9 protein-coding genes are annotated in these 11,549 nt (G+C 66.4%); 4 read left to right on the plus strand and 5 right to left on the minus strand.

What is annotated here, in order from left to right; all coding sequences use genetic code 11:
- Positions 1 to 169: 169 nt before the first annotated feature.
- The gene (purC, locus tag ACYPYD_RS04020) at positions 170 to 952 is read right to left on the minus strand and encodes a phosphoribosylaminoimidazolesuccinocarboxamide synthase (protein ID WP_008832179.1); all 783 of its coding nucleotides are present in this window, start codon (positions 950 to 952) and stop codon (positions 170 to 172) included.
- A 154-nt stretch (positions 953 to 1,106) separates the two neighbouring features.
- Between purC and ACYPYD_RS04025 the strand changes: the two genes are divergently transcribed.
- Positions 1,107 to 1,697, plus strand: a complete 591-nt coding sequence (locus ACYPYD_RS04025; protein WP_271180998.1) for a GNAT family N-acetyltransferase — start codon at positions 1,107 to 1,109, stop codon at positions 1,695 to 1,697.
- A 154-nt stretch (positions 1,698 to 1,851) separates the two neighbouring features.
- On the opposite strand, the gene ACYPYD_RS04030 is transcribed toward ACYPYD_RS04025, so the two are convergent.
- From ACYPYD_RS04030 to ACYPYD_RS04045, 4 genes are read right to left on the minus strand one after another with little or no spacing between them, the layout of a single operon-like run.
- On the minus strand, positions 1,852 to 2,322 hold the full coding sequence (locus tag ACYPYD_RS04030; protein ID WP_459662175.1) for a low molecular weight protein-tyrosine-phosphatase: 471 nt from the start codon (positions 2,320 to 2,322) through the stop codon (positions 1,852 to 1,854).
- Positions 2,323 to 2,353: 31 nt separating this feature from the next.
- Positions 2,354 to 4,183, minus strand: coding sequence for a response regulator (locus ACYPYD_RS04035; RefSeq protein WP_459662176.1), 1,830 nt, complete (start codon positions 4,181 to 4,183; stop codon positions 2,354 to 2,356).
- On the minus strand, positions 4,173 to 5,039 hold the full coding sequence (locus ACYPYD_RS04040; RefSeq protein WP_008832175.1) for a CheR family methyltransferase: 867 nt from the start codon (positions 5,037 to 5,039) through the stop codon (positions 4,173 to 4,175). Before ACYPYD_RS04040 ends, ACYPYD_RS04035 begins: the two co-directional genes overlap by 11 nt.
- A gap of 13 nt (positions 5,040 to 5,052) precedes the next feature.
- Positions 5,053 to 8,145 carry a response regulator gene (locus ACYPYD_RS04045; RefSeq protein WP_008832174.1) on the minus strand — a complete coding sequence of 1,031 codons (3,093 nt, stop codon included), beginning with the start codon at positions 8,143 to 8,145 and terminating at the stop codon, positions 5,053 to 5,055.
- 236 nt (positions 8,146 to 8,381) lie between these two features.
- Between ACYPYD_RS04045 and ACYPYD_RS04050 the strand changes: the two genes are divergently transcribed.
- From ACYPYD_RS04050 to ACYPYD_RS04060, 3 genes are read left to right on the plus strand one after another with little or no spacing between them, the layout of a single operon-like run.
- Positions 8,382 to 10,178 (plus strand): pilus assembly protein TadG-related protein, encoded by a 1,797-nt coding sequence (locus ACYPYD_RS04050; RefSeq protein WP_459662177.1) that lies wholly within the window; start codon positions 8,382 to 8,384, stop codon positions 10,176 to 10,178.
- On the plus strand, positions 10,175 to 10,765 hold the full coding sequence (locus ACYPYD_RS04055) for a TadE/TadG family type IV pilus assembly protein (protein ID WP_008832172.1): 591 nt from the start codon (positions 10,175 to 10,177) through the stop codon (positions 10,763 to 10,765). The genes ACYPYD_RS04050 and ACYPYD_RS04055 overlap by 4 nt, the downstream gene beginning before the upstream one ends.
- Positions 10,762 to 11,427 carry a TadE/TadG family type IV pilus assembly protein gene (locus ACYPYD_RS04060; RefSeq protein ID WP_459662179.1) on the plus strand — a complete coding sequence of 222 codons (666 nt, stop codon included), beginning with the start codon at positions 10,762 to 10,764 and terminating at the stop codon, positions 11,425 to 11,427. Before ACYPYD_RS04055 ends, ACYPYD_RS04060 begins: the two co-directional genes overlap by 4 nt.
- The last annotated feature ends 122 nt before the right edge of the window (positions 11,428 to 11,549 follow it).

The following is an 11,549-nucleotide window of genomic DNA, read 5'->3' on the forward strand; positions in this document are numbered from 1 at the left end:
GAGGGGGACCGCCGCCGCAGGCGGTGGTGGAGGGGTTTGGAAGGCCCCCTCCGTCAATCGCTGATGCGACTGCCACCTCCCCATCGCTGCGCGACAGGGAGGATTGCAGAATAAAAAAGGCGGCGCTCCCATCGGAACGCCGCCTTTTCAATTCAACGCCTTGCGAGACTTACTTGCCGCGCAGCTTGCGGTGCTTGGTCAGGTCCAGCACTTCGCTCGGGCCGTTGTCGTCCTGCAGCAGGCCGAGGCGGCGGGCGACTTCCTGGTAGGCCTCTTCCTCGCCGCCGAGGTCGCGGCGGAAGCGGTCCTTGTCGAGCTTCTCGCCGGTGGTCATGTCCCACAGGCGGCAGCCGTCGGGGCTGATCTCGTCGGCGAGGATCACGCGGCTGAAGTCGCCGTCCCAGATGCGCCCGAATTCGAGCTTGAAGTCGACGAGGCGGATGTTGATCGCCGCGAACATGCCCGCCATGAAGTCGTTCACGCGGATCGCCATGGCGGCGATGTCCTGCATCTCGTCATGGTTGGCCCAGCCGAAGCAGGCGATATGTTCCTCGGCGATCAGCGGGTCGCCCAGCGCGTCGTCCTTGTAGTAATACTCGATCAGCGTGTGCGGCAGCATTTCGCCCTCGGGGATGCCGAGGCGCTTGGAGATGGAACCGGCGGCCACGTTGCGCACCACGACCTCGATCGGGATGATCTCGACCTGGCGGACCAGCTGCTCGCGCATGTTGAGGCGGCGGATGAAGTGGTTGGGCACGCCGATGTGGTTCAGGCGCGTGAACACATACTCGCTGATGCGATTGTTGATGACGCCCTTGCCCTGGATAGTGCCCTTCTTCTGGGCATTGAACGCGGTCGCATCGTCCTTGAAGTACTGGATCAGCGTGCCGGGCTCGGGGCCTTCGTAAAGGATCTTGGCCTTGCCTTCGTAGATCTGGCGGCGACGGGACATGCGCTTGGGTCCTTGCAAAACGTGCGAAAGAGCAAGCCCCGGCGCTTCGGGAAGGCCGGGGCATTCGAGCGGGCATATAATGGAAGCCGGTGTAAAAGCAAACTGCCCGCGCGGCAGGGGCCTCCGGGGCGAAGATGAGCGAGGAATTGTGCGGATGGGCGTGACTATCGAGGTGCTGACGGGGGCGCAGATGCTGGCGGCCGTGGGCGATCTTGCGCAACTGCGGATCGCGGTCTTCGCCGAATGGCCCTACCTCTACGACGGCGCGGAGGCTTACGAGGAAAGCTACCTGCGCGAATTTGCCGAGGCGGCCAATGCCGTGCTGGTGGCGGCGCGCGATGGAGCCCGGGTCGTGGGTATGGCGACGGCCTCTCCCATGGCGGCGCAGAAGGCGGAGTTTCGCGCGCCTTTCGAGTCGCGCGGGCTGGACGTGGCGGGGGTTTTCTACTTCGGCGAATCCGTGCTGCTGCCGGAATATCGCGGGCAGGGCATCGGCCATGCCTTCTTCGACCATCGCGAGGCGCAGGCGCGGCGGTGCGGTGCGAAGGCGACGACGTTCGCGGCGGTTGTGCGGCCTCTCGATCATCCGGACCTTCCGGAGGGATACGTGCCGCTCGACGGGTTCTGGCGCAGGCGCGGGTATGTGCCGGTCGAGGGACTGGTCACCGAACTGGCGTGGAAGGACCACCGGGATGAGGGCGATCGTCCGAAGCCGATGCAGTACTGGATGCGGGAGCAGGGGTAGTGGCTTGCCGTCAGGCCCACCCCGTCCGGCTAGGTCCTTCGGACCAAGCCTCCCGGCCCTCCCGCAAGCGGGAGGGCTGAAACGGTTTTCCCCGCCCGCTTGCGGGAGGGGCAGCGAGACTTAGGCCGCAGGCCTTAGTCGCAGCGGGGTGGGCCTATCGCGCCTTCAACTCTGCCACCAGCGCCCGTGCCGCCGCGCTGACCTGCTCCCACGTCGACTCGAACCCTTCCGGCCCGCCGTAGTACGGATCGGCCACGTCCTGCCCCTCCAGCCCCGGCACGTGGTCGAGCAGCAGCGACAGGCGCGCCTCGCCATCCGAGGGCGCGATCCGGCGCAAGTCGGCGAGGTTGGAGGCGTCCAGCGCGACGATGCGGTCGAAGCGGCGGAAGTCTTGCACCTGCACCTGCCGTGCGCGGTAGGAGTGGATGTCGATGCCGTGGCGCGCGGCCTCGGCGCAGGAGCGCGGGTCCGGTCCCTTGCCGACGTGCCACGATCCCGTGCCTGCCGAATCGGCGATCACCTCCAGCCCGGCGCCCTCGGCCTCGCGGCGCAGCGCTGCTTCGGCGAGAGGAGAGCGGCAGATGTTGCCGAGGCAGACGAACAGGACGGACGGTACGTGTGACATGGTTCGGCGATAGCGCCCTGCCGCGCCTGCGTCACTCCGCGAGTTTCTGAGGGATAGGCGCCTTCGCGCTTTCGGCCAGCTGCAGCAGCATCGCGCGCACGTCGGCGACGACGAAGGGCTTGTTGAGCATCGGCCGGTCGGCGTGACCCTGCGGCAGATGCTCCCGATCATAGCCGCTGACGAAGGCGAAGGGCGTGTCGCGTGCGGCAAGGGCGTCGGCGACGGGGTCGATCTTCTCGCCGTTGAGATTGCCGTCGAGAAGCACGAGGTCCGGCCTCGCCTCGCGGATCATGGCGAGGGCCTGTTCGCACGAGGTCGCCGGACCGATGGCGACGCAGCCGCCATCCTCGATCTCCATGATCAGTTCCATCGCGACCAGCGGCTCGTCCTCGACCACGAGTATGCGCATCGGCGGCATCGACGCAGGCGCATCGGCCACCGGCGGAGGGGCGACCGGTTGCGGTTCGGGTTCGACCACACGGGCTCCGGGCACCAGGGGCAGCACCATCGACCAACGCACGCCTTCGGGCGCGAACTCGGAGACGATGCGCGCGCCGTCGGAAACCATGCTGTGCTCGATCAGGGTCGAGCCGAAGCCGCGCCGCTCAGGGGGAGAGACGGGCGGGCCGCCGTGTTCGCTCCATTCCATCGCCAGCACGTGGCTGGTGACGGTCCAGGCGAGGCGCACGGTGCCGACCGCATTGGAGAACGCCCCGTACTTGTGCGCATTGGTGGCGAGTTCGTGGAACACCAGCGAAAAGCGCAGCGCCAGTTCGGGCGGCAGGTCGGCGTCGGGGCCGTCGAGCAGCAGCCTATCCTCGCTGAGCGCACCGATGGCGACGTGGTCGGCGATGAGGCGGCGCAGGCTCGCGCTCTCCCACGTGGTCGCGCTGAGCATCGAGTGCGCGCGCGCCAGTGCCTGCAGGCGGCCGGTGAAGGCGTCCTGGAACTCCCGGTGCGAGCGGGCATGGCGGAACCCCTGCGAGGCGATCGCCTGCACCGTTGCCAGCGTGTTCTTCACCCGGTGGTTGAGTTCGCCGATGAGCAGGCGCTGGGTGTCCTCGGCGCGGCGGCGTTCGGTGATGTCGAGCATCTCGATCATCACGCTGCCGGGGCGCAGGCCAGTGCCCGCGAGCGAGGAACAGTACCATTCACCTTCACGCAAGGACCCGTCGGCCCGGTGGTAGCGGTGCTCCTGCATGGCGCGGCGGTCGCCGCCTTCAAGCAGTTCGCCCATGCCCTTGAGGAACGCCTCGCGCCCGCCGTTCGGCGGCAGGAACGGCGCTTCCGAAAGGGGCACGCCGAGCATGTCGGCTGCCGTGTAGCCCATCGTGCGTTCGGCGCCCTTGTACCAACCGACGATGCGCAGGCTGGAGTCGATCTCCAGCACCGCCATTGGCGAATTGTCGCCATGCGCGCGCAGACGGCCCAGCGCGGCGCCGAGTTCATCGCGCTGGAATGCAATCTCGCGGCGCTGGCGGGCCAGCTCGACGAACACCGTGACCTTCGAATTGAGTACGGTGATGTCGATGGGCTTGAGCAGGTAATCGACCGCGCCGGTCTCGAAGCCGCGGAACTTGCGCCGCTCGTCCGTGGCGACGGCGGTGAGGAAGATGATCGGCACGCCGCGCGTCCGCTCGGTCCCGCGCATGAGTTCGGCCAGTTCGAAGCCGTCCATCTCGGGCATCTGCACGTCGAGCAGGGCCAGCGCGAAGTCTTGCCGCAGCAGCAGTTCCAGCGCCTCGAAGCCCGATGACGCAGTGACGAGTTCGACGCCGGGCTGGTCCAGCGCGGCTTCCAGCGCGATCAGGTTCTCGCGGACGTCGTCCACCGCAAGGATGCGCAAGGGTTCATTCGGCAAAGGCGGCCTCCTGCACATCGTGCGTGGTGCGCCGCCAGATTTTCTCGGCCGGGGCGAAGTCTGAAAAGCACTCGGTCTCCGCCGAGAACGCGACGGTCTCCTTGGAACCGAGACCGAGGAAGCCGCCGGGCGGCAGCGACTGGGCGAAGAGGCCGAGCGCGCGGTCCTGCAGGGCGCGGTCGAAGTAGATCAGGACGTTGCGGCTCGACACCAGCTGGACCTCGGAGAATACCGCATCGCTGGCGAGGTTGTGGTCGGCGAAGACCGCGCGGCGGCGCAGCGCCGGATCGAAGCGGGCGACGTTGCTGTTGGCGGTGTAGTAGTCCGAAAGCGAACCCTTGCCGCCTGCCTCGCGGTAATTGCGCGAGAAACCGGCGATGCGCTCGATATCGAAGATGCCCGCCTCGGCCTTCGCCAGCGCGGGGCGGCTGATGTCGGTGCAGTAGAACATCGTGCGATCCTCCAGCCCCGCCTCGCGGAACAGGATGGCGAGGGAGTAGAACTCCTCGCCGTTGGCGCAGCCCGCGATCCACACCTTGATCGTCGGCCATGTGGCGAGGTGGGGGATCACCGTCTCGCGGATCATTCGGAAATATTCGGGGTCGCGGAACATGTCGCTGACCTGAATGGTCAGGAAGCCGATCAGCACCGGCAGGCTGGCGGAATCGTGGAGGATCACGTCGAGCAGGCCGGAGAGGTGCGCCACGCCGAAATGGGCCTGCGCGCGTTCGAGGCGGCGCAGCAGCGAGGCGCGCGAATAATCGCGGAAATCGTACTGGTAGCGCCGCCAGATGGCCTCGACGATGAGGTCCAGTTCGATGTCGTTCAGGCTGTCGCCGGAGCGGATGACCATCATCTCTCTCGCCCGATCATCGCGGCATCCACACGCGCACGAGGCTGAGCAGCTTGTCGATGTCGAGCGGCTTGGAGAGGTAGTCGTTGGCGCCCGCGTCGATGCATTCGCGGTGGTCGCGCTCCATGGCCTTGGCGGTGAGCGCGATGATCGGCAGGCGCGACCACTGCGGGTCTTTGCGGATCTCTTTCATGCAGGTCAGCCCGTCCATCTCGGGCATCATCACGTCCATCAGCACGAGATCGACCGGCGCCCCGTCGCTGTCGGCGCTGCGGGCGAGTTCGTTCAGCGCTTCGATCCCGTTGCGGGCGATCCGCACGCCGACGCCGTGCGGTTCCAGCACCGAGGTCAGCGCGTAGACGTTGCGGATGTCGTCCTCGACCACCAGAATCTGGCGGCCTTCCAGCGCCTGGTCGCGGCCCAGCGAGCGGGCGAGCAACTGCTGCTTTTCCTGCGGCAGTTCGGAGACGACCTGGTGGAGGAACAGCGTGACCTCGTCGAGCAGGCGTTCGGGGCTCTTGGCGCCCTTGACGATGATCGACTTGGAATAGCGCCGCAGCCGCATCTCCTCTTCGGGCGAGAGGTCGCGGCCGGTGTAGACGATCACCGGCGGGAAGCCGACGCTCTCGTCGTGCGACAGGCGTTCGAGCAGGTCCAGCCCCGACATGTCGGGCAGGTTGAGGTCGAGCACCATGCAGTCGAACGTCTCGGTGCCGAGACTGCCCAGGCATTCGGCGGCGGAGTGGACCTCCACCGTCTCGACATCGCGCGAGGCGAGCAGGTGGTGGATCGCCTCGGCCTGCTGGGCGTCGTCCTCGACCACCAGCACGCGGCGCAGGCGCTGCGACATGCGCGCCTCCAGCCCTTCGAGCATGTCAACCAGGGTGTCGCGGCTGACCGGCTTGAACAGGTAGCCGACCGCGCCGCTGGCGAGCGCCGCATGGTCGTCATGGTCGGCCGAGACGATATGGACCGGGATATGGCGGGTGCGGGCGTCGCGCTTGATGCGGTCGAGCACCGAGAGGCCGGTGTGATCGGGCAGGTGCATGTCGAGGATGACCGCCTGCGGCAGATACTGGCGCGCGAGCAGGGCGCCTTCGTCGGCGGTCCCCGCGATCAGGCACGAGAAGCCGACTTCGTGCGCGAGATCGGCGAGGATACCCGCGAAGGCCGGATCGTCCTCAACGATGAGGATCACGCGCGAATCGCCGCTCAGCGTCTCGCGGTCGTCGGCGATGGCGGCGAGGCGGCGCGGGGCCGTCGGCGCAGGCGTCGGCGACGTGGCAAGCGGCGTGGGCGAGGGGCGGCGGACCTGTTCGGGCGCGGCTTCGGCGTCGAAGTGCTCGGGCAGGGTGATGGTGAAGGCGCTGCCCTTGCCGGGCTCGCTCTCCAGCGAGATCGTGCCGCCGAGCAGCTGCGACAATTCACGCGAGATCGAGAGGCCAAGGCCTGTGCCGCCATACTTGCGGGCGATGCCGCCGTCGGCTTGACGGAACGCCTCGAAGATCGCGCCCTGCTTGTCGGCGGGGATGCCCGTGCCGGTGTCGCGCACGGTGAAGGCGACGTTCCCGGCGGCGCGGCCGACCTCGACGGCGACGTGGCCGCGCTCGGTGAACTTGATCGCGTTCGACAGGAAATTCTTGAGCACTTGCTCCAGCCGCAGAGGGTCGGTCTCGATTTCGCCCGCCACGTCGGCGATGCGCAGTTCCAGGCCGCGCTTGGCGGCGGCGGGGGCGAACGTATCGCGCAGCTTGGCGAGGATCGCGGCGACCGGGACGGTGCGCGGTTCCAGCTCCAGCTTGCCTGCCTCGATCTTGGAAATGTCGAGCACGTCGTTGATCAGCGCGAGCAGGTCGTTGCCGGACGTCTCGATCGTCTCGGCAAAGCGGACCTGCTCGGACGAGAGGTTGCCGCCGCGATTGTCGGCCAGCAGGCGCGCCATGATCAGCAGCGAGTTGAGCGGCGTGCGCAGCTCATGGCTCATGTTGGCGAGGAATTCGCTCTTGTAGCGGCTCGCCTGTTCCAGATCCTCGGTCTGGCCGCGCAGCATCGTCTGGGCGCGGGTCAGTTCGTCGCGCTGGGCTTCGAGCGAAGTCGCCTGTTCCTCCAGCTGGGCGTTCGAGCGCTCCAGCTCGGCCTGCTGGGCTTCGAGTTCGGTCTGGGAATTCTGCAGGGCCTTGGCCTGCGCTTCCAGTTCGTCGTTGGTGGCGCGCAGTTCCTCGCTCTGGTTGGCGAGTTCCTCGGCCTGCTGCTGGGTTTCGGAGAGCAGGTGCTCCAGCCGCGCGCGGTATTTGGCGGAGCGCAGCGAGAGGCCGACCGCGCCGGAAATCGTGTCGAGGAAGCGGGGCGCGTCTTCGGGGCGGGCCTCGGGCGTGTCAAGGAAGCCGAGTTCGATAACGGCATTGACCTTGCCGTCGATCGCGGCCGCGCCGAGTACCAGACGGTCCAGCGGCGACTGCCCGAGCGCGGTCCCGAACGAGAGATAGCCGGCTGGGGCCTTCGCGATCGTACGGGTGCGCCCGTCGCGGATCACTTCGGCAAGCAGGCCGTCGTCGGGCGCGAGCTGGTCGGGAACCCCGGCACCTTTGGGTACACCGTAACTGGCGACGCGGCGAAAGGCGCCTTCGTCATTGACGTAGACGATCCCCGCCGCCGCGCCGAAACGGTCGACGAGGAAGCTGATCACGCGGTGCGAGAGGTCGTCGAGGGAGAGGTTTCCGGTCGTCTCCCGCGCCAGCTTCGCTTCGCCTTCACGCAGGGCCTGCAAGGCTCGCGCGGAATTGCGGTAGCTGATGAACGCGGCGCCGATGCCGGCCAGCGTCAGGTTGGTGATCGTGCCCAGGGTGCGGTTGATGAGCGCGATTTCCTTGGCCACGCCTTCGGGCGCGAGCTGGTAGCCGATCACGATCAGCACGGTCGTCGCGGCGGCCACGGCAAGGGGCGCCAGCCGATGCGGCGCGAGATAAGCCAGCACCGTAGGCAGCAAATAGATGACCCAGATCGAGGTGCCCAGCGGGAAACGGGTGTCGGCGATGAAGGTCAGGCCGATGACGATGGGTAGCAGGATGTAGAGAAACTTGGTGGAATCCAGTCCGCGGGCGGTTGCCATTCACTCGTCTCGCGGGGGTAAAAAACCGCTGCAGCCGGACCGCTCCCCCATCACGCACGGTCCCCGGATCAGGTCGGATAACGTTAACGGCGTTCCTCGGTTCCCGACGGACCGAAATATTTTCGCCGCGGACTGCGGCCGGACGCAAAGCCGCGCGCTCGCCAAAACTTCCTTAAGACATTGCTGGTATCGGCAAAGGATTATCGGGGCAATTCCAAGAGCGAGCCTGGTTTACGATGCGTCAAGCATGTCTCTATCCTGCCAAGGCCGTTCGCGAAGTGCTGAACGGTGTCCTGCGCGATTCCGGCGGCAACATCCTTCCGATCGCAGCGATCGGCATGCTCGTGGCGGCGGTCGTGGTGGGCTCGGCGGTTGATCTGAGCCGCGATTACCTCGTGCGTGAACAAATCCAGTCTGCCTGCGACGCGGCGGTGCTGGCGGGGCGGCGCACGGTGACGACGGCTGGTTTCGACACCGCCTCGAAGGCGGCCGCGACGGCGTATTTCAACACCAACTTCAACGACGCGCAGCAGGGCACGCGCTCCACGGTGTTCACCGTGACTTCCACCGACGACGGCCAGACCGTCACCGCGACCGCGACGACCGTGCTCGACACGTTGCTGATGCGCATCTTCGGCAAGGACAGCTTCGACATCCGGGTAAACTGCGGAAGCTCGATGGGCGTCGGCAACGCCGACGTGATGATGGTGCTCGATACCACCGGTTCGATGGACTACACGCTTTCCGGCTCGCAGACGCGCATCCAGGCGCTGCGCGCGGCGATGAAGAACTTCTACACGACGATCTACAATGCCACCGCCAACAGCAACGCGCGCGTGCGCTACGGCTTCGTGCCGTTCAGTTCGACGGTGAACGTGGGCAGGCTGCTCACGGCGGTCAACAGCAGCTATATCGTCGACAGCTATCCCTATCAGTCGCGCGCCTACGAGCCCGACGATTCGGGCGGCAGCGATTACAGCGGCACATGGACTGCCGTTATTCCGACGACTAGCTACAGTTCGCAGAACGACTGCAATAATGCCAAGCCCGCAGATACGGCGTTCAGCGAGCAGGGGTCCGGGCAGGCACGATCGCAAGTGAAGAAGGAATACTCGTGTATTCGTTCCGATAGAAACACGCCATACTACGTCTATTGGCGCTGGCTGACCCGTCCCTACACGATGCGCTACCATCAGGTTACGTACGACACGAGCAGCTTCAAGAAGTTCAACTCGGTCGCCACGCCTACCGGAACCAACGGCGCGAACGTGTCCTCGACCTGGGGCGGCTGCATCCAGGAACGCGACACCGTGGCGCAGGCCACCTTCAGCTACTCGACCAGCACGGGCATCTCGCCCAAGGCCGCGCTCGATCTCGACCTCGACACGGCGCCGACGTCGGACGACAAGACCAAATGGCGTCCGCTCTGGCCGGAGGTGTCCTACCGCCGCTGGTCGGACAGCGGCTACTACACCACCGCGACCACCAACAACGGCGGTGATGCGGGAACGTATTGCCCGGCGCAGGCAAAGCTGCTGGCGACGATGACGCAGAGCGCGTTCAATTCCTACGCGGACTCGCTCGTGGCGATCGGCGGCACGTACCTCGACGTCGGGATGATCTGGGGCGGGCGCCTGATGTCGCAGCAGGGCATGTGGTCGACCCTCAACAGCGACGAACCGTCCAACGGCGGCAAGGTTTCGCGCCACGTCATCTTCATGACCGACGGCCAGATGGAGCCCAACCAGTACATCGCCCAGGCCTGGGGCATCGAGTACTGGGACCGCCGCGTCACCACCGACGGTACGACCAACGACACCGCCCGCCACACCCAGCGCTTCCTTGCAACGTGCGAGGCGATCAAGGCCAAGGGTATCCGCGTCTGGGTCGTGGCGTTCACGTCCAGCCTGAGCAGCGATCTGACGACCTGCGCGTCCGACGACAGTTCGTACACGGCGAACAGCTCGTCCGAACTGAACACCGCGTTCCAGGAGATCGCCAAGCAGGTCGGTGAACTGAGGGTCGTGCAGTGACGGCGCCGCTGCTCCGTCGCCTCCGGGCGGGCGAGCGCGGCTCGGCGGTGATCGAGTTCGCCGTCGCCGCGCCGGTGCTCCTGCTGCTGCTCATCGGCATCTACGACATGGCGCACCGCGCCTATCTCACCGCAATCCTGCACGGCGCGGTGGAAGAGGCCTCGCGTCAGGACGGACTGGAGATCGCCGACAACACCAAGGCCGACGCCTACGTCACCGCGATGGTCCAGCGCGTAGCGCCGGGCGCGACGGTCGCCTTCAAGCGCTCCAGCTACTACGACTTCGCCGACATAAAACGCGCCGAGGCCTGGAACGACAAGAACACCAACGGCAAGTGCGACAACGGCGAAACCTACACCGACGAGAACCGCAACGGCAGATGGGACGCGGATGTGGGGAACAGCGACAACGGTGGCGGCAACGACGTCGTGCTCTACACCGCGACGGTGACCTATACGCCCGTGTTCATCGTGCCATTCATGCCCAATTCGACGAGCCAGCGCACGCTGACCGCGAGCACGGTGCGCAAGAACCAGCCTTACGAGCTACAGGCCAAGTATGGCTCGGATGCGGGGAGCTGCCCATGATCGCGCGCCTTGCTGCGGGTCTTGCCGGAAGGCTGCGCCGCGATCAGCGCGGTGTCTCTTTCATGGAGTTCGCGCTGATCCTGCCGATCATCGTCACAATGGGTTTCTATGGAACCGAATTGGCATGGATGGCGATGATCAACATGCAGATCGCCCAGATCGCCAGCTCGGTGGCCGATAACGCCTCGCGCCTCGGCCAGACCGACAACAGCGCGGTGACCCCCACCGTCAAGGAAGCGGACGTCGCTTCGGTGATGTCGGGCGCGCTGGTGCAGGGGTCGTACTTCAACTTCGCCGCCAACGGGCGGATCATCCTGTCCAGCCTCGAATACGATACTGCAACCAAGCGCCAGTACATCCACTGGCAGCGTTGCCAGGGCAGCCTCAAGGTGAAGTCGCAATACGGCGTCGCCAAGGCCGGTCTGACCGGCGCCACGCTGGCGGGCATGGGCAATCCGACGATCACGGCGGTGTCGGGTTCGGCGGTGATGTATGTGGAGGTGAACTACACCTACCAGCCGCTGTTCGGCACCTGGTTCGTCGGCCAGCCCAACTTCCGCCGAGAGGCCGCCTACATCATCCGCGACGACCGCAGCCTTGGCGCCAGCGACAAAGACGGTATCTCCGACGCGACGACGGCGGCGAAGGCCAGCTGCAGCTGAGTTCGGCCCCGTCAAATCGTCGTCCCGGACTTGATCCGGGACCGGTGGCCGAGCCGGGACCCACTTGCGCGCAGGGTGCCCGGTCGATGAACCGCGCCTAAAGACAGCCACCGGTCCCGGAT

Source organism: Novosphingobium sp. 11B (genome assembly GCF_054589055.1).